The sequence below is a fragment of the Aliidiomarina iranensis genome, from assembly GCF_003987135.1.
GTDB classification, from domain to species: domain Bacteria; phylum Pseudomonadota; class Gammaproteobacteria; order Enterobacterales; family Alteromonadaceae; genus Aliidiomarina; species Aliidiomarina iranensis.
The window spans coordinates 87,707-111,241 of sequence record NZ_PIPJ01000008.1 but is presented as its reverse complement, the minus strand read 5'-3'; the positions used below and the strand labels follow the sequence as shown (position 1 = coordinate 111,241).

Below are 23,535 nucleotides of genomic sequence, written 5' to 3'. Positions count from 1 at the left end.
ATGGTTACCGAAACTTTAATGGATACGGGTTCAGCGGCTAAAATTGAAGCTGTGTTTGCGAAGCTGCGCGAGCGTGCCGCCCACCGACCACCGGAGCTTAAACGTGAGTGGTTTACCCAATCCTTGTTTAAATCTCGCAGTTATTTGGTGGCTGATTATATTGCCGAAGCTGAGGTTAATGCTTTGCGCTTGGCTGAGGTAGGGAAAGATTCACCAATGTATCCATTATTGCATGAGGTGGTAGATGCGCAGCTGGTGGCTTTAGTGCAGGCATTGTATCGAGGTTAAGGATTAGGGCCATAAGTTCAGGAGCAACTTGAGGGGCAGCGTGAGGGGCTATTTTAGAGACAACGTCAGGGACGATGTTAGGTGCTATGTGAGGTGCTATGTGAGCTGCTGATGATCGGATAATCAGCTTCAGGTTTTGATATCGAAAAAGATAATATCGGGAAGAATGGGAAGAATTAGGCAAGTAAGGGTTTTCCGAACTTTACAAAAAAACCCACATTAAATGCACAAATGTTGGATTTAATAGTAATAAGACTGTTGCAAAGCTCAACATATTTGTTATATTCAGGTTATTGGGAGAGTGATGTTAACGAGCAATGTAAATAATTCGCTGCTGTTTTGTAGTAAAAGTTTAGGTTGATCAACACATTGCTCCCAATAACGCTCAAAACAAAAATCAATAAGATGCAGTCTCTTGCTGCACGATAAACCTCAAAACCACCAATAGTGGTCCAGGGAGATACAACATGTACACAAATAGTAAATTAGCCAAATCGATTCGATTAGCACTGATGTTCGGTGCGTCGGCTACTGCAATGACTGGCGTTGCTTCAGCCCAAGAGCAAGAAGAGGAAGAAGAAGCGGCTGAGCGAGTTGAGCGAATCCAGGTAACTGGTTCTCGTATCCAACGCGCTGATATGGAAGGTGCACTTCCAGTAACAGTTATTGATCGTGAAGCCATTGACCTTTCAGGTGAGATTTCTGCAGCTGATTTGATTCGTAACACCACATTTAACAGTGCTGGTTCTTTCCGTCCACAATCTGGTTCTTCTGCACAGGGTACTAGTGCTGTAGACATGCGTGGTCTAGGTTCTAGCCGTACTCTAGTACTAGTTGATGGTCGTCGTTTAACGATGTCTCCTTCTACTGGTTCTTCACAAGATTTGAACGCTATTCCAATCGGCGCCATTGAGCGTATCGAAATCCTATCTGACGGTGCCTCTGCGGTATACGGTTCAGATGCGATTGGTGGTGTAATCAACGTAATTACTCGTCGTGACTTCAACGGTGTTGAACTTACTGTTGGTGGCGGTGAAGTAAGCGTTCCTTCAGAAGGCGGTGACCGTGAGAACGGTTCATTAGTATTCGGTTCTTCTTCAGATACTACGAGCATCATCGGTGGTGTTTCTTGGAACAACCGTGAAATTGTATTTGAAAATGCTTATCCATGGACGCAATCAGGTTCTTCTGTATACGGTAACAACTTCGTACCTGCCGGTAACGGTGGTGGATTCTGGGGCCAAGCCCTTGATGAAGATGGAAACCCGCGGTTTGTACTCGATGAAGATGGCAATCCAACAGCTACTCCTGTTTTTGCTTCTGCACCTATCATGGCAGTTCCAGGTGGTTGTGGTGAAGAAAACTTCTTTGGTATTAGTGTAACTACTAACCCAGATGGTACAACTACTCGTCCTGACGGTGTTGTGAGTGAGCGTTGCCAGTATAACTTCAACGCAACTAACGCAAACGAAGCATCTTCTTCAAACGAATCATTGTTTGTTAAGTTACGTCATGACATCAACGACGATTGGACAGTATATTCGAATGCGAATATCGCTAAAACTAATTCATTCGGTCGTTATGCACCAGCCCCGGATTCAAACGGTTTCTACGCTGGTTTAGCTACCCCAGTAGATAGCTTAAATAACCCAACCAACCCAGACGCTTGGTTCTACGATACAGTAAACAACCCAAATGCGGTTGCGTATGACCAAAACGTTGTTGGTCCTGAGCAAGCTGTATTCTTCTATCACCGCTTCGCTGCCATGGGTAACCGTGATAGCACTGTAGATAACGAGAATATCGATTTCTTAGTAGGTGCTGAAGGCCGTGTAGGTATGTTCGACCTAGATTTCGGTGCTCGCCGTGTACGTAACAAAACGGTTGAAATTGGTGACGGTTACCTAGCTGCAACAACAGCTTGGGGTAACGTTAATAACTTCAACCCATATTGTGATGACGGTACTTACGACATCGAATGTCAAACTGGTTACAACATCCAAACGCCAAGTGCCAACCCTGACAGCGTTTTAGCGGCTGGTGTTGTAACGACTTCACGTATTTCTCAGTTCAACATTGATGAAATGTATGCTTCAGCTGGTTTCGATATCTTTGAAATCGGTGGTGGTATGGTTCAAGGTTTCGTAGGCGTAGAAACTCGTGACGAATACTATGAAGATAACTACGATTCGCAATCTGAAGCTGGTTTAGTTGGTGGTTCTGCTGGTAACTCTGCAGGTGGTGGCCGTTCAGTAGACGCTGCTTACTTCGAAGTGTTAATGCCAGTAACTTACGACTTAGAAGTGTCTCTAGCAGGCCGTTTCGATGATTACTCTGACTATGGTTCAGATTTCTCGCCGAAAGTGAGCTTCCGCTGGCAGCCAATTCCTGAGTTGTTGGTTCGTGGTTCGTACGGTGAAGGTTTCCGTGCACCTACGCTTGATATCCTAACTCAGTTAACTTCTTTCTCAGCTGATTCAGTTCGTGACCCTGCTACTTGTGCTATTTTATCTGGAGACGCAGATGCAGAATGTCAAATCAACGCATTCTACATTGCTAACCCTGATTTGAGCTCAGAGCAATCTGAACAGTTAGCCTTCGGTGTTGCGTATCAGCCACTAGAATGGTTGAACTTCACAGTAGATTACTACGATATCGAAATCTCGAACCGGATTCGTCAGTTCAGTTCACAAAACTTGATCGACCGTGAGCGTGCAGGCGACCCAGTTCCAGATGGCTTAGGTGTAACTCGTGCCGACGATGGCCGTATTACTCGCATCGATGCAGGTTTTGGTAACGAAGGTACATTGAGTACTTCTGGTGTCGATTTCAACGTTCGTACTGACTTTGATTTAGGTGCCTTCGGTACCATTTCAAACAACTTACAAATGTCTCGCATCTTAGATTACTCTACAGATGGCGGCCGTAATATCGTTAAAGATCCTGGCCTTCCTGAAGACCGTATCACTATGCAAAACCAGTGGAACTACGGTGACTTCAACGTAGCGTGGAACATTAACGTAATTGGTACTCAGTTCACTGATGTTGAAGCTGATGGTAATGGCGGTGTAATCCGTACTGGTAACTGGGGTACTTGGACTACGCACGATCTACAGTTCAACTACAACACACCTTGGAATGGTCGTATCACTGTTGGTGCTCAAAACGCATTCGAGAAACTACCTAAGATCGACGTAGTTAACGGTCCTGAGTACGGCTTCGATGGTCGTGGTTACAACTTCAACTTGTACACTGCGAACGGTCGTTACACTTACGTGCGTTACACTCAACGTTTCTAAGAAACGCTTGAATAACCATTTAGGTTAAACGAAGTGGAATAATGTTCCACAACGTGTAAAGCTTAAAACCGGCCTCTCGAGGCCGGTTTTTTCATTTTAAGTGGGTAGCGTTCCGCTCAACGACAACGGCAATGTAGTTTTAGGAATTGAATATGAAACATTGGACCGATTACTGGCGCCAATCTGCATCTTTAAATAGCTTTGCAGAATCGGATGCAGCTTCCGGGTATTCCGGTGATTTAGCAGAATTTTGGCAACAACAAGTAAAGGATTGCCCAAAAGAAGCGAAAATTGTGGATGTAGGCACGGGAAATGGCGCACTCGCTGCTCTAATTGCTGAATATGGACGCGAACAAAATAAAGATTGGCAAATTAGCGGTATCGACGCCGCAGATATCGACCCTCCGGCAAGTGTTACGTCGAAGCCGGAGCTTGTAGCGAAGCTGAGAGGCATAGCGTTTTTTGGTAATACTAAAATCGAAAACATACCCTTTGCTGATGCAAGTGTTGATGCTGTGGTTAGCCAATTCGCCTTCGAGTATGCGGACACCCAAGCTGGGTTAATAGAAATTCTTCGTGTACTCAAACCCGGTGGTAGCTTTGTGGCCATGGCGCATCATGTTGACTCGGAACTCGTTACCGATTCAAAGCGAGGATTGGAGATTTACGATTATGTTCTGGCGAATTCACCCTTATTTATGCAGGTAGATTTGCTGTTCCGGATTAGCGCTCGTGCTCTAGCAACCATGGATTGGAAGGCTTGGAGTGCTTCACAAGAATGTATTGCTATGAATAAATCGATTCAATGGACGATGTCGGTGATTTCTAATCGCTATGCTGAGGAAAGTGATAAACCTTGGTTGAATGATATTTTTGGCCAATTGGTTGCGTTATTGCGTGGTGCAACATCAATGCAACATTGCGAGCAAGCGATGCAGCATCTTGGCGATGTATATTCAGCGTTACAAGCGCACAAAGTTCGAATTACAGAGCAGTTAAACGCCGCTTTGACAAAAGAAAAATTAATCTATTTAAAAAAGAAAGCAGAGCTATTAAAGAGCAGTTTTGTTGTTAACGAGTTTCGTATAAACGACGATTTGTTCGCATATACATTACAAATTAAAAAACATTAATAGTTGTAAGTGTATAGTTTTTTGAAGCTTTTTTTACTTGCTAAAATCAATGTAAAGATTGTGCCAAGGCCTTTAGAAAAGTACCCAATCTGGTCGGATGTTTATGCCGGAACTGCCTAATCAATATGAACTTTTTATGGCACAGAGTGATCCGTTCAGAAACCTCTGCTTGCTTGGTTGACAGCTTCGCCTTGTTCGTGGGAGTATTCAAGGGATGCTATTTCTGCGAAATAGCTTAATTTCGGTGTAGGATTTTTTTCATCACTCACACAACTGGTTCTTTTGTATGAAAAGGTAAAACATGAACGCAAGTTCAAGCCTTAAATACCGAGGATAAAGTTAAGTCAAATTGGTTGGGAACTATGACCACAGTAATCAAACGAAGCAAAATCGCTGCCGCTATGGCAGGTGTGATGGCGCTGACGGGAGTTGGGTTAGCATCCGCTAACGATAATGTCCTGTCGCAGCTACAGGCTGAGCAAACGCAAACTAACCGTGCGAATGCTGCCTCGCAAGAGCGCGTCGATTCATTGTTCGAGCAGAGCAGTGACTTATTAGCTGACTACCGCGCGGTAGTTGCTGAATATGAAGCCTTAAAGATGTACAACGACCACGTTCAGCGTCTAGTAGACGACCAGAACGCAACGCTTGATTCTTTGCAACGTCAGATCGACGGCATTGAAGAAACGCGTCAAGGTGTTGTGCCTCTAATGTATAAGATGATCGATTCGTTAGACGAGTTCGTTCAGCTGGATATTCCGATTCACCGTGAACAACGGGAACGTCGAGTTGAGCGCCTTCGCGAAGTGATGGTGCGTTCAGAAGTAACTGATTCTGAAAAATTCCGCCAGATCATCGAAGCCTATCAAATCGAAATGGATTACGGCGTAGGTTTGATTGCGTATGAAGGTACTTTGAATTTTGAAGGCCAAGACATCGCAGTTGATTACTTACACGTTGGCCGTATCGCGTTTTTAGCACAATCGCTTGATATGCAAAACGCATGGGTGTGGGATAACGATAACCGTGAATGGTCGCGCGTTGATGATTCGTTCTTGAATCCGCTAACACAAGCGATTCGTATGTCTCGCCGTCAGACCGCATTTGATGTAGTGCGTCTACCAGTCTTTGCCGCGGAGAATGCAGAATGAAACATGTAGTGAAGAATTTAATGGTGGCCGTGGCAGGTATTTCGCTAGCGGCATCAGCTGCGTTTTCAGTTAATGCTCAAGACGCAGAAGCAAAAACACTTGAAGAGTTACTGCAACAGGTTCAAGAGCAGCGTGCAGCGGCACAACGCATTGACCAAGAGCGCGAGCGTCGTTTTATGGACGACCGTGCAGATAAGCAAGCAATGCTTCGTCAAGCACAGCAAGATCTGCGTGACGAAGAAGCGCGCAGTACTCGTTTACAACAAGAATACGCACAAAACGAAATCGATATTGGCAACAAAGAAACCGAACTAGATAACATGGTTGGTACTTTGGGTGAGATCTTCGGTGTAATTCGTGGTGCCGCTGCGGATACTATCGGCCGTATCTCTACGTCAATCGTAAGTGCACAATATCCAGACCGTGAACTGATTCTTGAAAGCTTGGCTGAAGCTCGCGAGCTTCCAAATATCGCCGAACTTGAAGAGTTATGGTTAGCATTGTTAACGGAAATGACTGAATCAGGCAAGGTAGAACGTTATCAAGGCGAAGTTACCCTTCTTGATGGTGGTTCTGAAGTTCGTGACGTGATTCGTATTGGTTCATTCAACCTGATTTCTGAGGGTGAATACTTACTGTACAACGACAGCACGAAACAGATTCAGCCAATTGCGCGTCAGCCTTCTGGCCATATCCTTCGTGCGGCAAGCAACTTCGAAGAAACCACTTCAGGTCATGCTGGTGTGTTTATCGATCCGTCACGCGGTCAGATCTTGAGCTTGTTAACGCAAAAAGCAACATTGATTGAGCGTTATCATCAAGGCCAAACAGTTGGTTATGCAATCACCGTAGTACTAATTTTAGGTTTCATCATTGCAATCTACAAACTAGTTACGTTAACAGCGGTTGGCGGTTCTATCCGTCGTCAGTTGAAGAATATTGATAACCCTACAAGCAACAACCCGTTGGGTCGTATCTTGAAGGTTTACCATGAGAACCCTTCTACTGATGTTGAAAACCTTGAGCTTAAACTTGATGAAGCAATTTTACGGGAAACTCCGAAAGTTGAATCTGGCGTAAGCATCATCAAAATTCTCGCAGCGATAGCACCGTTAATGGGTCTATTGGGTACGGTAGTTGGTATGATTGGTACCTTCCAATCAATCACACTATTCGGTACTGGTGATCCACGGATCATGGCTGGCGATATCTCGATGGCGTTGGTAACAACGGCTATGGGCTTGATTGCTGCATTACCATTGATTGTTGTTCACTCAATCGTTGCATCGAAAAGCAAGTCAATTCTGCATACTCTTGATGAGCAAGCAGCCGGTATTGTCGCTTCTCATGCAGAGAAGAAGGGAGCTTAAGCCATGCAATTGTACCTGATGGGACTTTGGGAAACTGTCAGGGATTTTATTGGCACAGGTGGTGACGTTTTATATATGGTGTTCGCCGCGCTTTTAATCATGTGGATTGTTATGGTTGAGCGCTGGTGGTATCTCCTTGGTGTGTTCCCGAAGGAACGGGAACAAATCATCAACGAGTGGAATGATCGTAAAGACACCACCTCCTGGTACGCACATAGAATCCGTGATGCATGGATTTCGCAAGCGTCCGAAAAACTGTCAGCGCGGATGCTGGTGCTGAAGACGATGATTGCCATTTGTCCATTAATTGGATTACTTGGTACGGTTACGGGGATGATCACTGTGTTTGAAATTATGGCAGTGCAAGGAACCGGTAACCCTCGTCTGATGGCAGGCGGTATCTCAATGGCTACGATTCCGACAATGGCGGGAATGGTTGCAGCATTATCGGGTATGTTCTTTGTTCAGCGCTTAGATGCGCGCGTGAAAGCGGCAAAGGAAGACCTAATCGATAATCTGCCTCATCATTAAGAGAGAAGAATTATGGCACGTAAACGTTTACGCGAAGAAGAAGAAGCAACACTAGATATGACCCCGATGCTCGACATCGTGTTCATCATGTTGATCTTCTTTATCGTAACAACATCGTTTGTGAAAGAAGCAGGTATCGATGTTAATCGTCCTGAAGCATCGCAAGCGACACAAAAGCCGTCGGCCAACATCTTCATTGCTATCCGTGAAAACGGGGAAGTGTGGATGGACCGCCGTCAAGTAGATGTGGAGCGGGTAGCCGCTAACTTGGAACGTCTTTTGGCTGAACAGCCTACCGATATGGTGGTTATTCAAGCTGACGAGGGCGCCCGTCATGGGGTTGTCGTTGAAGTAATGGACCAAGTTAAAGAAGCCGGTATTGCCCAGATTTCAATAGCAGCGGAGAATGACTGATATGGTGCGCATCTTAGTATCAATATTACTAGGCGCGACGGTCACCTTTTTACTGTTTGTCTTCATGGCATTCCTTATCAGTGGTGGCGATCGCAGGGCAGAACCGCCTGAAGCGCCAACCACCATTGATATCGTTTCAACACCACCGGAACAAGAAGTGGCTGAGCGGCGCCGAACGCCGCCACCACCTCCTGAGCCACCAGAGACACCACCGGAACAACCGCAAAGTGAACCGGACGCCTCTGATGACTCAGTATCCTTTAACATGGATATTGGTGACGTTGATCTTGGTGGTGTAGGTACGGGTCTAGGTGATCCAAGTGCCGGCATGAACCGAGATGGAGACGCTCAACCGATCGTTCGTGTTGAGCCTCGTTATCCGCCTGCGGCGGCGCGAGATGGTGTAGAAGGCTGGGTGCAATTGCGCTTCACGATCGATGAAACCGGTGGCGTTACTGACATCGAAGTAATCGACTCGAATCCACGTCGAGTATTTGACCAGGAAGCACGCCGAGCTTTGGCACGGTGGCGGTACGCGCCTCGGGTAGTTGATGGCACGCCGCAGCGGCAAGAAGGTTTGACGGTGCAACTCGACTTTACGATGGACGGGAGCTAATTCATGAAAACTATCACAACTACAGTATGTGCTGTGTTTGTAGCCATGGGTTTATCACTTGCGTCTGCCAATGCGCAGCAAAGCACTGATGTGGGCTTTACCATACCTAACGCTGAGCAGCTGCAAGCGGCGAAAGATAACCGCCGTTCGCAAGCATTGGGAGACCGAGTAGCTCGCCGGGTAATGGCTGCCTATGAGCTGTACGAAGCGGAAGATGTTCGTGCTGCCATCGTTGAGCTACAAGAGGCACCATCACGCACAGATTACGATCGTGCGTATGTGGCGCGCTTCATGGGTTCAATGTATGCAAGCTTAGAAAACGACGACAATGCTAATCGCCAAGCAATTGAGCAGTTAGAAATGTCGGTTGAACCGGATATTCTTAGCTTCGCTGATCACTCAGCATCATTGCAACTTCTTGGCAACTTGCATCTTATTGAAGAAAACTATGAGGAAGCCATTGGCTACCTGCAAAGTTATCTACAATTCGTAGGTGAGTGGAATCCGGATGTATTGGTTCGTATGGCTTCGGCTTATATGGAACTAAAGCAATACGATCGGGTTATTCCATTGGCTGAGAAAGCGCTGGAAAACATGGATGAGCCGCATCGCAACCCTTATGTGTTGATGATCGCTGCGAACTATGAAAAAGGCGATACCTTAGCGACAATTGCAGTGTTAGAACGTGGTGTTGTTGCGCTACCGGCTGAAAGAGCTTGGTGGGTACAACTTGGTATGATGTACAACCTAAATGAACAGTATGAGAAAGCGTTAGCGACAATGCGTATCTCTTACGATGCTGGCTATTTACGTTCATCAAACGATCACCGCGCTCTAGTACAGTTGTATGCAAACAACGGTGTGCCTTACTATGCTGCTGAAATTATGACACGTCATATTGATTCAGGTGTAATCGAAGGTACCGACCGTAACTATGCAACCGCTGCTCGTACTTATAATACAGCTCGAGAATTTTTGAAATCAGCTGAAGCTTACGCAGATGCCGTAAGAGAAGCCGAGTTCGATGATGACCGTATGGATTATAGTCGTCGCCAAGGCGAAGCGTTATTGCTCGCACAGGAATATCGCCGCGCGATAGCTCCGTTCCGCGAAGCGATTAACTTAATGCCGAATGGTGAAGATGCTGGCCGATTGTATATGTCGTTAGCTGAAGCTTACTTTTATAGCAACCAATATCAGCAAGCGTATGATGCTGCTCAAAGCGCAGCGCGCTTTAGTAGTACTCGCCGCAATGCTGAAGGTTGGGCGCAATATATTAAAGATACAGCCGAACGGCGCGGTGTTAATATCTAATTTAGAGCATTCACTTTATTTTGCTTTTAAGTACAGATTTAACCGCAAAAAAACCCTGCTTTCGAGCGGGGTTTTTTATTGCCCTTAACCAGAGCTTTACCTTTGATCCTTTCTAAAATCGCCCAAATCGGATATGATCTGTGCCCGTTGTAGATGTACTGAGGAATATTTGATGTCAAATCATGACTCTTTTAAAGATAAAAGTAGTGGCTGGCATTTAGTGCTAGCACTGGTGGTGTTTTTAGGGATAGCCTTGCTCACGCCGATTCTACGTTTGATTACTTTGTTTACTGGTTGATTATTAGGCTAGCTTTACAAAACAACATAACGTTGCCGTTTATTGGCGTAATAGGGATGTAAGATGGCATTTTCATTGCTTTTAGTTGAAGATAATGAGCGAACACGCGAGAACATTTTGGACGTACTTGCGAAAACGCCGTTTCAAATTACCACAGCGGTTGATGGCTTAGATGGCCTAAATTTAGCGAAACTCGGTTGCTTCGATATGGTGCTTATTGACCATAAAATGCCGTTGATGGATGGCATGCTATTATTGAAAAACCTGCGAGAAGAAGCCAAATACGCAAATGTACCTTTGCTATTAATGACGACATCAGACCCCGAGCAAATTGCTGAAAAAGCAAAACGATTGGGTGCTGATTTGGTTCTGGGTAAACCCTTGGATATGGATTTACTCCTCTTAAAAATTCGCCAGTACACGCAAGAGAGCGTGGTGGCTTGATTGGATAGCCCATGACACACAATGTTGCAGCAGATATGCGGGGCAATTATATTGCTCGCAGAATTACCCCGGTAGAGAATTTTCCGAAGCCGGGTATTAATTTCCGAGACATAACTCCAGCCTTGCAAGATCCCCGAGCATTACGAAATAGTATCGATTTATTTGCTGAGCGCTATGAGAATATGGGATTAACCCAAGTTGTAGCAATTGAAGCTCGAGGTTTTATCTTTTCTGCTGCGCTTGCTGATCGTTTAGGTGTTGGCCTAACACTGATTCGCAAAGCTGGGAAACTGCCCCGTGAAGTGTTCTCGACTAGTTACACGTTAGAGTATGCCGACGATATTTTAGAATTGCACAAAGATTCGCTGAAGGCGCGTGATAAAGTAGTCATCATGGATGACATGCTCGCCACTGGTGGCACTATGACAGCAGCGGTAAAATTGGTTCGCAATTCGCCTGCCACCATAATTGAAGCCGCGTTTGTGTGTGAATTACTTTACTTGGGTGGCCGAAAAGAGATGGATAAGATTGGCGTTAACAGTTACGCCATTTGCGCTTTTGATGAATAACTGCGAAGCTTGATGCTTCGCACTATTTAACCCTAACGAGATATTGGAGGCGGCATGAGTTACCAAGTGCTGGCACGGAAATGGCGGCCGCGTAACTTTGGTGAGGTGGTAGGGCAACAACATGTGTTGCAAGCACTTACCAATGCGCTTACGCACCAGCGTTTGCATCATGCATATTTGCTCACAGGTACTCGTGGTGTAGGCAAAACTACCATTGCCCGCATTTTATCCCGCAGTTTAAATTGTGCTACCGGTATAACGCCAACACCTTGTGGCGAGTGTTCGGCTTGTATTGATATTGAAGCCGGGCGTTTCGTAGATTTAATGGAAATCGATGCGGCTTCGCGGACCAAGGTAGAAGATACTCGCGAGATTTTAGAAAATGTGCAGTATCGGCCTACTTCCGGCCGTTATAAGGTGTACTTAATCGATGAAGTGCACATGCTCTCGCGCCACAGTTTTAATGCCCTCTTAAAAACACTTGAAGAACCACCGCCCCATGTTGTCTTTGTGCTGGCTACCACAGATCCGGATAAGCTGCCGGTTACTGTGCTTTCTCGCTGTTTGCAGTTCAGTTTGCGAGCGCTTACCCGGGATGAAATTAGCGGTCAACTCGAACATATTTTAAAAGCTGAAAACATTCCCTTTGAACCTGCGGCGTTGGCTTTATTGGCGCGTTCCGCCAGTGGCAGTATGCGCGATGCTTTGAGCCTCACCGATCAAGCGATTGCACAAGGCAATCAGCAAGTAAGTGAACAAGAAGTTGCGCGTATGCTTGGGCGGATTGATAACCACAATTTGCTCGCCCTCTTGGGTGACATTACTGATGGCAAGGTAGATCAGGTTCTAAACGGCCTGCGCAATTTAGTAGATAAAGTGCCTGATATCGCCGGCGTATTAGCGGAGTTACAAGGGTTGCTGCACCAGTTGGCTTTGGTGCAAGTAGCGCCGAATATGCTGGATCCTGAGTTGCATGAGCAGGAACAAGAGATGCTGGCGTTAGCGAAGAAAATTGCGCCAACGGCGGTACAAGTGTACTACCGTATGGTTCTTGAAGGGCGCCGAGAATTAGCTTACGCGCCGGATGCCTTCAGTGGTGTAGAAATGACCTTGTTGCGCTTGCTAGCCTTTCGCCCGGCGGGTGAGGCGCCCACTACCGTGGGAAAGCCCCCACAGGGTGAGAAGCCTTTAGCGCAGGAACAAGAGCCTTCAGCTAAGGAACAAGAGCCCTCAGCGCGGGGCAAAGAGCCCTCAGCGCCGGAAGAGCCCTCAGCGCAACAAGAGCCCTCAGCGCCGGAGAAAGCCAATTCAGCGCCGGAGAAAGCTAAACCAGCACCGGAAGAGGCTACCTCAGCGCCCGCGGAATCAACCTTTACGGCGTCAACGCACTTTGCCGCTGATGATGAGGTGCCGGGCTTCATTGAAGAAGATGATGAGGATTACCAGAGTTTACATGCCGAGCAAGCGCAAATAGAAGCGCAAGCTTCGGCACAGCAAATGGCCCACGCTTCTCTCAAGGAATCTACCAGTGAGGGCGCTGCCAGTGACAAAGCTGATAGTTCGGTAGCCGGCAGCGCGGAAACAACCACTGAAACAGGCCATGCGGAAACACACAGTGAACCGCAGGCAGGCGCAAGTGCGAATACCACTAGTTCGTCGGATTTGAGCTCGCTATTGGCAACGCGCCAACGTTTGGCGGCAAAACGGAAAGAGAGTAGTGGCAGCCAACCGGCACAAGCAAAACCGGCAAGCTCTGCGGCAAAGGTTGAATCGCCGAAGGTTGAATCACCAAAGCCGGCCGAAGGGGTTGAGATAGAAACTAGAGAGCAAGCCAACTCGGAGTCACGAGGCTTGGATAATACACGTGCAGCAAGCGGCGCAGGCGCGCAAGCCACAGTCGAGCAAGGCCCAAATCAAGCGAGCCGTCAGGCGAACGAGCACGCTGCAGTGCAACATTCGGGGCAAAACTCGCAGCAAACTCCCACACCTGCTGCAACAGGTGCGGAAAAGATAACCGCAGCCGCTCAGGTGGATGAGTGGGCGGCAATTATTGAAAAAATGAATGTAGTTGGGCGAACGCGGCAAGTTTTGCTGCATGCGGTGCTGCAGCAGGAGCCGAATCGTTTAATATTGGAAGTAGATGCTGCGCAGCAAGCACTGCTTTCAGGGCACATGGATGCGAGCATAAAGCACGAACTCGGCAAAATAATGAATGTTGAGCGCTTACAGATCAAAACCGGTAGCCCAGAACGTACACCTTTTAAGATTCAGCAAGAGATCGATGCGAAGTTATTGCAAGATGCACAGGCGCGAGTAGCGGCGCATCCGGGTATTCAACAGTTACAAAAGACGTTTGCAGCAGAAGTTACGGATGTAAGTATTCTGCATTGAAGAATTAGTAAACCCCTTAAAAAATAGAGAGAGATAGCAATGTTTAAAGGCGGCATGGGTAACATGATGAAACAGGCGCAGCAGATGCAGGAAAAAATGCAGAAGGCGCAAGAAGAGATTGCCAGCTTAGAAGTAACCGGTGAAGCCGGTGCAGGCATGGTAAAAGTAACCATGTACGGCAATCATAATGTGAAGCGAGTAGCGATCGATGAGAGCCTCTTTGGCGATGAAGATGATCGCGAGATGTTGGAAGATTTAATTGCAGCGGCCACGAATGATGCGGTGCGCCGTGTTGAGGAAGCTTCGAAAGAGAAGATGGGCGCAGTAGCGGGCGGCATGGGCTTACCACCGGGCATGAAACTACCCTTCTAATGAAAGCATTCAGCCCGGCCATCGCGGCCTTAATTGAAGCATTGCGAATACTTCCCGGTGTTGGCCAGAAAACCGCACAGCGTATGGCGTTTCAACTATTGGAGCGTCATCGTGATGGCGCTGGCAAGCTGGCGCAATCCTTGGAACATGCACTTGCAGTTGTGGGGCGTTGCCAACGTTGCCGAACCCTTACTGAGGGCGATACCTGTTCCATTTGCGATAATCAGGTGCGTGCGGCTGAAGGCACCCTATGTATCGTAGAATCGCCTGCTGATGTGCTAGCGGTGGAACAAACTAGCCAATACAAAGGGCAATATTTCGTTCTTATGGGTAGGCTATCACCACTCGATGGTATTGGCCCGGCGGATATTGGTTTGGATATATTAGAAAAGCGCTTTCAGGAAGGTGGTATCAACGAAGTAATTTTGGCCACCAACCCAACTATGGAAGGGGATACTACGGCTCACTTTATTGCCGATTTGGCCTCGCGTTATCAGATTAGTGCTACTCGTATTGCCCATGGTGTGCCGGTAGGTGGTGAGCTTGAATATGTTGATCACACAACACTAGGGCATGCTTTTTCAGGCCGTAAATCCTTATAAAAACCTCGTTTTAGTAGCAAAATTTCCCTTGAAATCTACTCTGGTTATCCCCATTAACCCTGTTAGGCATTTAAACCATATTTTACAAGATGCACTTCGCAGAGTTAATGACACGATAATTTAGGAGAGTAATCATCATGGCTGAGAATCAGCATGCTGAAAAACACGGCTTTCAAACCGAAGTTAAGCAGCTTCTTCATTTAATGATTCATTCGCTGTACTCGAATAAGGATATCTTTCTTCGTGAATTGATTTCCAATGCTTCAGATGCAGCAGATAAATTACGCTTTAAAGCGCTACAAAATAACGATTTGTTTGCTGGTGATGCGGATTTGCGCGTACGCCTGAGTATCGATAAAGAAAACCGCAGCATCACCATCAGTGATAACGGCATCGGCATGAGCCGAGAAGATGTGATGAGCCATTTAGGTACTATTGCAAAATCTGGTACGAAAGAGTTTTTCAGCCAGCTTTCAGGGGATCAAAGCAAAGATTCTCAGCTGATTGGCCAATTTGGTGTGGGTTTCTATTCGGCGTTTATCGTTTCTGATCAAGTAACTGTACGCACTCGGCTAGCCGGTACGGCTGAAGATGAGGCGGTTGAATGGCAATCTTCCGGTGATGGCGAATTCACCATTGCACCAATTACGAAAAAAGGCCGTGGCACTGATATCACCTTGCACTTGCGGGAAGGCGAAGATGAATTCCTAGATGCATGGAAACTGCGTGAAATTGTAACCACGTACTCCGATCACTTAAGCATTCCGGTGCAAATGTGGAAAGATGAACAACCGGAAAGTGAAGGCCCAGATGGCGAAAAAGTGCCAGCACAACCGGGTGAGTGGGAAACCGTTAACGCCGGTAAAGCGCTTTGGTTGCGGGAAAAAAGTGATATTACCGACGAGGAATATCAAGAATTTTACAAATCAGTAGCCCATGATTTTGATGATCCATTGCTTTGGAGCCACAACAAAGTAGAAGGTAAACACGAATATACGAGCTTACTTTATATTCCAAAGCGGGCGCCATGGGATTTATGGAACCGTGAGAATCAAAAAGGCATTAAATTGTATGTTCAACGGGTGTTCATCATGGACGACGCTGAGCAGTTTATGCCAACTTACTTGCGCTTCGTGCGTGGCTTAATTGATTCCAATGATTTGCCGTTGAATGTATCGCGGGAAATTCTGCAAGATAGCAAAGTAACGCGTTCTATGCGCAGTGCGAGCACGAAAAAGGTTTTACAGAGCTTGGTGAAATTGGCTCGAGATGATGCCGAAGCGTACAACAGCTTCTGGGATAACTTTGGCAACGTGTTGAAAGAGGGCCCGGCTGAAGATCAGGCTAACATTGAACGCATTTGCGAACTTCTTCGCTTTGCTTCTAGCCATGAAGATACTAGCGAACAGCGAGTTTCTTTGGATGCGTACATTGAGCGCATGAAAGAAGGCCAAGAGGCGATCTATTACATTGTGGCTGATAGCTACGAAGCGGCGAAAAATAACCCAGCGTTGGAAATCTTCCGCAAGAAGGGCGTAGAAGTTCTACTTCTTTCGGATCGTATCGATGAGTGGCTCATGAGCCACATTACCGAATACAAAGAGAAGAAGTTCCAATCGGTTACCCGTGGTGATTTAGATTTAGGCTCACTTGATGATGAAGCCGATAAAGCCGAGCAAGAAAAGCTAGAGGAAGATTTTGCTACTACGGTAGAGCGCTTTAGCAAAACCCTAGGCGATAAAGTTAAGAAGGTTCGGGTAACGCACCGCTTAACCGATTCACCTGCGTGTATCGTTACCGATGAAAATGATATGTCAACGCAGATGGCGAAGTTGATGGAAGCGGCCGGGCAAAAAGTGCCAGAAACGAAATATATTCTGGAGCTGAACCCTGAGCATCCACTGGTTAAACGTGTTGCCGATGAGCAAGATGAAGAGCGCTTCGGTGAGTGGGCTGATTTGTTGCTCGAGCAAGCTACTTTAGCAGAACGGGGTAGTTTAAAAGATCCGAGTATCTTTGTGCGCCGCTTAAACCGGTTAATGCTTGCACTATAACTGCAAGGTATAAAGCCAGCAGCTTAATTACGCTCGCAATAGTTGAGTATTGAGTTGCTGCTACAATTGCCGTAACAATTGCCTGAACAATTACAGCAACATGAAAAGCTCCCCAAATGTGGGGAGCTTTTTTTTGCCTAGCGACATACGCGGCCGCAGAAGTTCGTTTTAAGCGCAAGTTCGACTATGGTCGGCCTTGTTATTTCGGGCTTTGAAAGGTAAAGTTGGCGCATTATTTTTTGAATCATCCGACGACAATAATTTAGGGGACACACCATGCGGATCATCCTTTTGGGGGCGCCTGGCGCAGGGAAGGGCACTCAAGCTCAATTTCTGATGAATACTTATAATATTCCACAAATTTCAACCGGCGATATGCTTCGTGCTGCCATTAAAGCCGGTAGCGAGCTGGGTAAAAAAGCAAAGGAAGTGATGGACGCAGGGCAATTGGTTTCGGATGATATAATGATTGGCTTAGTGCAAGAGCGCATTGGCCAAGAAGATTGTGAGAATGGCTTTTTACTTGATGGCTTCCCGCGCACTATTCCGCAAGCGGATGCGATGCAAGAAGCGGGCATAAAAATCGATTATGTACTGGAATTCGCTGTAGCTGATGATGTGATTGTTGAGCGTATGGCGGGCCGGCGTGTGCACCCAGGATCGGGCCGAGTTTATCATGTAAGCTACAACCCGCCGAAAGAAGAAGGCAAGGATGACGTTACTGGTGAAGATTTGGTGATTCGCGAAGATGACAAAGAAGAAACAGTGCGCAAACGCCTGAAGATTTATCATGAACAAACCGAGCCTCTGGTTTCCTACTACAAAAAACTGGCTGATCAGGGCGTAGTAGCCTGCCACAAATTAGATGGCACGAAAAAGGTTGAACAGATCAACCAAGAATTAAAAGCCCTGCTCGGGTAATTAAATACATTTGGAGGCTAGCATGGTTTTACCGGTTACAAGTTTATTCGCCGCGTTACTCACGTTACTGTATTTGGTGCTAGCTATTCGCATTATCCGTTTGCGCTGGCGCGATCGGGTGGGCATCGGCAATGGCGAAGCCATGGATTTACAGGCTTCGATTCGGATTCATGGCAACTTCAACGAGTATGTGCCATTGGCATTGATTCTACTGGCCCTCATGGAGTTTAACGGCGCTAGCGCAATGTGGCTATATGGCCTCGGTGGCTTGCTGTTTTTTGCGCGTGTTAATCACGCCATTGGTTTAACTAAATCAATTGGCACCAGTGTGTACCGCAGTATTGGTGTGTTAGGTACCTTTGTGATGTTGCTGTTATCGGCTGCGTATCTTATTGGTTTTGCCATTGGCTATACGGTTGGTAGTGCATAGGAAAAAGAACAGATGACCAGTATTGTTGCGCTCCACAGCTCACAAAGCCACAGTGGGCAGTGGCGCTCTCTGGCCAAACAGCTCGCCCGCCTTTTACCGGCGGGCGTTGCTTTTTTTGCGCCGGATTTAATTGGCTATGGCAAAGGCCTCTCGCTCGCGGATGGCTTGCCAGAAGATATCACCCGCTTTCGTTTGCACCATGAATTAACGGCGCTGCAGCAACAGGCGCAAACGCAAGCGCAGATGGTGCCTGCGCCCGGCAGTGATGAGAAGGTGATTCTCATTGGCCATTCTTACGGCGGCGCAACCGCGCTGCAATGGGCGTTGCGTTATCCGGAACAGGTGCAAGGGCTGATTTTGTATGAGCCGGTGAGCTTTCATGTGCTAGCCGAAAATGAAGCTGCACGGGCGGAAATTCTAGCGATTACTGCGCAAATGCACGGTTTGAGCCTGAGTGAATCCGCGGCTATTTTTGTTGATTATTGGAACCAACCGGGTTATTTCGCGCGGTTACCAGAAAAAGCACGGGCTCTAATGAGCCAGCAACAAGCGAAGGTGCAGGCGGATTTTTATGCTTTATTGCATGAAGAAACAACCCTAGCCGAATACGCTAACATAAACTGCCCAGTGGTATTATTGCACGGTGAACACTCGCCGCTTTCGAGCCGCACCGTTGCCGAAAAATTAGCGGCGACATTGCCGAACTGCGAAGCCTTAGCAGTAAACGCAGGCCATATGGGGCCATTAGTTGCAGCCGATACGGTGAACCCTTTTATTATTGATGCGCTTAAAGAGATTCAGGTGTTGCCATGAAGAAGTTAGGGCCAGAGGCGAAGAAGCTGGCGTTGTTAACCGGACCTATTTTAATTGCACAGCTCACGCAAATGCTCATGAGCGTGGTGGATACGCTGATGTCAGGGCGTGTGGGTGCGGTTGATTTAGCGGCGGTGGCCGTAGGTGGCGCTATTTGGATGCCACTAACCCTGATTATTTTTGGCTTTGGCTTAGCGCTGGCGCCGGTTATTTCCCATTGCGATGGTGCCGATGAACGGGATCAGGTAGCGCGGCATGTGCAGCAATCGTTATACACTTGTATTATTAGCGCAATTCTTACCGGCATTTTACTATTCGTTGCGCCGTATTTTTTAGCCATCATGGATGTTGAACCCGAGTTTCGCAGCATGACGTTAAGTTATTTGCGCTTTATTATGTGGGGTTTGCCAGCTTTTGTGTTGTATGTGGTGTTGCGCAACTTCTGTGAGGGCCTTTCGCATACCATGCCTTCTTTGGTAATTGGCATCATTGGTTTGCTCATCAATATTCCTGCGAACTACATCTTTATTTACGGCAAGTTTGGTATGCCTGCGCTAGGTGGGGCGGGCTCCGGCCTAGCCTCGGCAATTGTGTTATGGGGTATGGCGTTAAGCCTACTCGCGTATGTGGTGTATGCCAAGCGTTTTGCCGTAGTGGCGCCGTTTCGCAAGTTTTATCCGCCGAACTGGGATGATATTTGGCATTTCACGCGGCTTGGTTTTCCCATTTCTATGTCGCTATTTTTTGAAACTAGCCTATTTGCTGCGGTTGCTATATTAATTGCGCCCTTGGGTGCAGTGATGGTTTCTGGCCATCAAATAGCATTAAACGTTTCTTCCCTTGTGTACATGTTTCCCTTAAGTTTGAGTATGGCGGTTACCTTGCGAGTAGGCTTTGCCCTTGGTGCTGAGCGCCCGGTAGATGCTATGAATGCTTACAAAGTGGCGCTACTGATGGGGGTAAGTTTTGCCACGGTAAATGGTTTAGGCATGTGGCTTGGTGGGCGTTGGCTGGCAGGCTTTTACACAGATAACCCAGAAATTATTGCGCTGGCGGGCACCTTGCTGGGTTTGGCGGCGATATTCACCATTTCTGATACCTTCCAAGCGATTTCTATTGGCGCCCTGCGCGGCTACAAAGATACCCGCGCCGCCATGGTGGTAACACTGATATCCTACTGGCCATTTGGTTTAAGTGTGGGCATAGTTTTGGGCCTCACCGATTGGGTGGTGCCGCGCATGGGAGCCGCTGGTTTCTGGATTGGCTTTATTTCTGGCCTGAGTGTGGCGGCGGTACTGCTAACTATGCGCTTATTCCGCGTTCATCGGGCTTGGGAGCAATCTAAAAAAGTACGTTAGTTTAGTTAGATAGAGTGATATCAACCTCTTTTGCTTGACGTTCTCCATTATCGGGCTATTTTTTATACAGCTGTAAATAATAGGAGTACATCAAAAAAACACCCTGTTGTGGTGCCATAAAAACATAAGCAAAAGAGGGACGAATTATGCACTTTACGGAGAATAGTTGCCGGCGAAATCTCGTTGGTATTCCGCTCGTTATAGCCTTTTCACTCACATTAACTGGATGTTTCGGAAGCAGCAGCAGTAGCGCTGATGTGGGAACACCGAATCCACCCACTCCGAATCCAAGCCCCGATACTTACACCGTAACCGCGGTTGCTGAAACCGGTGGTTCTATTGACCCTGAAAGCAGCACCGTTGAGGAAGGTGATACGGCAAGCTTTACGGTAACCGCTGATGCGGGCTTCGCTATTGATGAGGTAACCGGTTGTGGCGGTGAGCTTGCAGATGATACCTATACAACCGGCGCAATTACCGAAGATTGCACCGTAACTGCAACTTTTGTTGATAATGAAGCGCCGGAAATAACGCTTTTAGGCGAGAACCCCATCGAATTGATGGTAGGCGACCCTTTTAGCGATCCGGGAGCCGAAGCGAGTGATAATGTGGATGGCGAGTTAGAGGTTAGCGTGGATGGTGAGGTTGATACCAGCGTGGCCGCAACTTACACTTTAACGTACTCCGCCACCGATACCGCGGGCAACAGCGCTTCTGCAGAGCGCAGTGTTATTGTAACGGCAACGGCACCGGAAAGTTCTTTTACGCTCAATCGATTTGGTGAAGGTGATTTCACCGTGAGCGTGGATGGCGATGCAATTGCAAGCAGCTGTGCGGCGCAGCGTTCCTGTACTTATCGGGTGCCAACGGGTAGTGAAGTAACAGTAAGCGCCGAGCCTAATAATGATTGGATTTTTGATTCTTGGGGCGAGTGCGCGAATAGCGTTGCAGCGAGTTGTACCTTTACGGCTGGCGAATCTGGTGTTATTTCTGCAACTTTTTTGCAGGATGTAGAACCGGAAGTTGCTGCTGATGTAACGGTGTTGAGTGATAACATCATAGATCGAATTATTAACTTCAACTCAGAAAATCTAGTGATCACTTTCCAATCTGGCACTGATTTAAGTAGTGTGAATATTGGTGATGTTATCATTTCTTCTGGTGGAAGCACGGTGCAAACTGAAGGTATTTACTTTGTTCGCCGCGTAACCAATATTATTCAAGTAACCGGAGCGCCCACGCAAGTGCGCACGATTCCAGTGACGCTCGATGATGTATTCGTAGATGGCTTTACCCATGTAACTCTGAATTCTGAGCAAGCTGGCGCAGAACTGAGCAAACTGCCCCAAGGCGTGCAAGTGCTTGCGGAAAATGATGAAGGCACCACCTTATCGGTTAATCATATTCTTTACGATGCCGATGAAGATGAAACCACCATCTTTGATCAGGTTGCTTTGCATGGGTCGATCACGCTGCACAAAGTAATTCCTGAGTTAACGGTAAAATGGCCGCTCGAAGAAATGCGCATGCTTACCCATGCGGATGTAAGCGCGGTGCTTACCTTGCGAATTGGTGAGCAAGTAGGTGAGCAGGAGCTAATGGATATAGTGCCTGAGCTCACACTGGAACTTGAGCCCTACCAGATTGGCCCAGTGCCGGTGATACCGGAGCTCACCATCATTTATGCCGCAGAAATGGATTCGCCGGTAGCCTTAATGCCAATGATGATGACGCATAGTGAATACTCACTGGGCTTTCACTATGTTCGCGGCGAAGGCTATGAAAGTATTGCGGGGTATAGCCTCAACGGTGATTGGATGCTGGAAGAATGGCCGGATCAAGCCATGCAAGCGGCGGGTGGTTTAGGTATTCGGGTAAGCCATCGTATTGCTGGCGAAGCCGGCCCTTATTTCGAGGGTTTTGGCTATTCCGGTGCGCAGTTGGTTGAGCGCCCAGCCGGCGAAGGATGCCCGTGGGAGTTAGATGGTTACACGGGATTGTGGGCTCGTGCGGGTGGTGATACTGAGTTATTTGGCCGTTTCCTCGAGGTGGATTATCAAATTGTAGATACTGAATTTGGTATGAGCATGGAATTCCCAGGTTGTGAAGGTGTGCCCGGCGAGCCGTTACCGGAACCTCCAGTACCCGATTCGCTTACTGTTGATTTCGAGGATAGCTCACGTGCTGTAGTAAGCTGGGCGGTAAGTGCGCCAGAAAATGTGGCGCGGTATTTTGTTTACGAATCCGGTGAAATTGTATCGCGCGGCTTGCGCTCAACTGAGTTTGTGCATACAAACCGAGAGGCAGGTGAGCAATATTGCTATCAAGTGAGTGCGGTTAATCACGATGGTGTGCATTCAGAGCCAAGTGTGGAAGTATGCGCAACAGCGCCAGCGCCGGATATTACTGCACCATCGGTTCCTACAGGCCTTGTGATTGAAGCTTCTTCAACCACGGCGTTAAGCCTGAGTTGGGATGCTGCTTCAGATGACACGGGTGTTGCCGGTTACTTGGTACTTTGGCATTATGCGGCCAATCCGGTAACCATTGCCGATGTTGCCGCCACTGAATATACGGTGCTGAGCTTAACGGCGGAAACCGAGTACTGTTTCTCTATTGTGGCGTATGATGAGGCAGGGAATTTATCGGCACGCTCCGATGTTATTTGTGAGCTCACGTTACCTCCTGAAGAGGCGAATTGGATAGTGTATCTAGCCTGTGTTACCCGAGAATACTTGCTCCAGAACTATATTGATTTGGATGTTGATTATTCTTCGTCGGTATCGGTAAGTGGTAGCGGCAATGATTACACGGGCCGAGAGCTTGCTTATACACTGTTTGGTGAATACAACAGCGATACGCAAACATTAAGTGCGGATATTGCTTGGGTATTCGAGGGCACGGATGAGCAACGCCTTGATCGTTTCGAGGCCGATTTAAGCAGCGGCGATACCGGCAATATTGAAGCCGAACAAGTGGAAGAAACAGGCTGTGATCTCTGGATTCGATTTGTTCGCACCGATATGCCGCAGCCTGTTATGGATGGCGAAGAAGCCAGAAATAACTCGGATGCGGGTAGTTTTGGGAGCTTTAATCAGTAGGGCTTGCAACAGGCGAACGCCATAGCAAAAGCCTTTTAAAACGAACGAAAAGGGCTCATCGTAATA

Annotated in this window: 21 protein-coding genes; all 21 read left to right on the top strand. The window is 47.4% G+C overall.

What is annotated here, in order from left to right; genetic code table 11:
* The 21 genes from priC (at position 1) to CWE08_RS10110 (ending at position 23,469) form a co-directional block, all read left to right on the top strand.
* Entirely contained in the window at positions 1 to 288 is a 288-nt protein-coding gene (gene priC / locus CWE08_RS10205; RefSeq protein ID WP_126767988.1) for a primosomal replication protein PriC, read from the top strand.
* Positions 289 to 755: 467 nt separating this feature from the next.
* Positions 756 to 3,587, top strand: a complete 2,832-nt coding sequence (locus tag CWE08_RS10200) for a TonB-dependent receptor plug domain-containing protein (protein WP_126767987.1) — start codon at positions 756 to 758, stop codon at positions 3,585 to 3,587.
* 152 nt (positions 3,588 to 3,739) lie between these two features.
* Complete coding sequence (locus CWE08_RS10195; protein ID WP_126767985.1) at positions 3,740 to 4,720, top strand: class I SAM-dependent methyltransferase; 981 nt, start codon at positions 3,740 to 3,742, stop codon at positions 4,718 to 4,720.
* A 362-nt stretch (positions 4,721 to 5,082) separates the two neighbouring features.
* Positions 5,083 to 5,871, top strand: a complete 789-nt coding sequence (locus CWE08_RS10190) for a DUF3450 domain-containing protein (RefSeq protein ID WP_126767984.1) — start codon at positions 5,083 to 5,085, stop codon at positions 5,869 to 5,871.
* Complete coding sequence (locus CWE08_RS10185) at positions 5,868 to 7,241, top strand: MotA/TolQ/ExbB proton channel family protein (RefSeq protein WP_126767982.1); 1,374 nt, start codon at positions 5,868 to 5,870, stop codon at positions 7,239 to 7,241. The genes CWE08_RS10190 and CWE08_RS10185 overlap by 4 nt, the downstream gene beginning before the upstream one ends.
* A gap of 3 nt (positions 7,242 to 7,244) precedes the next feature.
* A complete protein-coding gene (locus tag CWE08_RS10180; protein WP_126767981.1) occupies positions 7,245 to 7,772 on the top strand; it encodes a MotA/TolQ/ExbB proton channel family protein in 528 nt (175 codons plus the stop codon).
* Positions 7,773 to 7,784: 12 nt separating this feature from the next.
* A complete protein-coding gene (locus tag CWE08_RS10175; RefSeq protein ID WP_126767979.1) occupies positions 7,785 to 8,186 on the top strand; it encodes an ExbD/TolR family protein in 402 nt (133 codons plus the stop codon).
* A 1-nt stretch (position 8,187) separates the two neighbouring features.
* Complete coding sequence (locus tag CWE08_RS10170; protein ID WP_126768009.1) at positions 8,188 to 8,802, top strand: energy transducer TonB; 615 nt, start codon at positions 8,188 to 8,190, stop codon at positions 8,800 to 8,802.
* 3 nt (positions 8,803 to 8,805) lie between these two features.
* Positions 8,806 to 10,116: a tetratricopeptide repeat protein gene (locus CWE08_RS10165; RefSeq protein WP_126767977.1), complete on the top strand. Its 1,311-nt coding sequence runs from the start codon at positions 8,806 to 8,808 to the stop codon at positions 10,114 to 10,116.
* Positions 10,117 to 10,288: 172 nt separating this feature from the next.
* The gene (locus CWE08_RS12430; RefSeq protein WP_275540786.1) at positions 10,289 to 10,414 is read left to right on the top strand and encodes a hypothetical protein; all 126 of its coding nucleotides are present in this window, start codon (positions 10,289 to 10,291) and stop codon (positions 10,412 to 10,414) included.
* A 63-nt stretch (positions 10,415 to 10,477) separates the two neighbouring features.
* The gene (locus CWE08_RS10160) at positions 10,478 to 10,858 is read left to right on the top strand and encodes a response regulator (RefSeq protein ID WP_126767976.1); all 381 of its coding nucleotides are present in this window, start codon (positions 10,478 to 10,480) and stop codon (positions 10,856 to 10,858) included.
* Between the two features lie 11 nt (positions 10,859 to 10,869).
* Positions 10,870 to 11,427, top strand: coding sequence for an adenine phosphoribosyltransferase (locus CWE08_RS10155; protein WP_126767974.1), 558 nt, complete (start codon positions 10,870 to 10,872; stop codon positions 11,425 to 11,427).
* A gap of 54 nt (positions 11,428 to 11,481) precedes the next feature.
* A complete protein-coding gene (gene dnaX / locus CWE08_RS10150; RefSeq protein WP_126767973.1) occupies positions 11,482 to 13,818 on the top strand; it encodes a DNA polymerase III subunit gamma/tau in 2,337 nt (778 codons plus the stop codon).
* Between the two features lie 39 nt (positions 13,819 to 13,857).
* A complete protein-coding gene (locus CWE08_RS10145; RefSeq protein ID WP_126767966.1) occupies positions 13,858 to 14,190 on the top strand; it encodes a YbaB/EbfC family nucleoid-associated protein in 333 nt (110 codons plus the stop codon).
* Positions 14,190 to 14,792 carry a recombination mediator RecR gene (recR, locus tag CWE08_RS10140; RefSeq protein WP_126767965.1) on the top strand — a complete coding sequence of 201 codons (603 nt, stop codon included), beginning with the start codon at positions 14,190 to 14,192 and terminating at the stop codon, positions 14,790 to 14,792. Before CWE08_RS10145 ends, recR begins: the two co-directional genes overlap by 1 nt.
* A gap of 137 nt (positions 14,793 to 14,929) precedes the next feature.
* Positions 14,930 to 16,846, top strand: coding sequence for a molecular chaperone HtpG (gene htpG, locus CWE08_RS10135; protein WP_126767963.1), 1,917 nt, complete (start codon positions 14,930 to 14,932; stop codon positions 16,844 to 16,846).
* Positions 16,847 to 17,122: 276 nt separating this feature from the next.
* On the top strand, positions 17,123 to 17,767 hold the full coding sequence (gene adk / locus CWE08_RS10130; protein WP_126767962.1) for an adenylate kinase: 645 nt from the start codon (positions 17,123 to 17,125) through the stop codon (positions 17,765 to 17,767).
* 22 nt (positions 17,768 to 17,789) lie between these two features.
* On the top strand, positions 17,790 to 18,197 hold the full coding sequence (locus CWE08_RS10125; protein ID WP_126767960.1) for an MAPEG family protein: 408 nt from the start codon (positions 17,790 to 17,792) through the stop codon (positions 18,195 to 18,197).
* Positions 18,198 to 18,209: 12 nt separating this feature from the next.
* The gene (locus CWE08_RS10120; protein WP_126767959.1) at positions 18,210 to 19,010 is read left to right on the top strand and encodes an alpha/beta fold hydrolase; all 801 of its coding nucleotides are present in this window, start codon (positions 18,210 to 18,212) and stop codon (positions 19,008 to 19,010) included.
* The gene (locus CWE08_RS10115; RefSeq protein ID WP_126767957.1) at positions 19,007 to 20,368 is read left to right on the top strand and encodes an MATE family efflux transporter; all 1,362 of its coding nucleotides are present in this window, start codon (positions 19,007 to 19,009) and stop codon (positions 20,366 to 20,368) included. Before CWE08_RS10120 ends, CWE08_RS10115 begins: the two co-directional genes overlap by 4 nt.
* A 146-nt stretch (positions 20,369 to 20,514) precedes the next feature.
* Complete coding sequence (locus CWE08_RS10110) at positions 20,515 to 23,469, top strand: immunoglobulin-like domain-containing protein (RefSeq protein WP_126767956.1); 2,955 nt, start codon at positions 20,515 to 20,517, stop codon at positions 23,467 to 23,469.
* Positions 23,470 to 23,535: the final 66 nt, after the last annotated feature.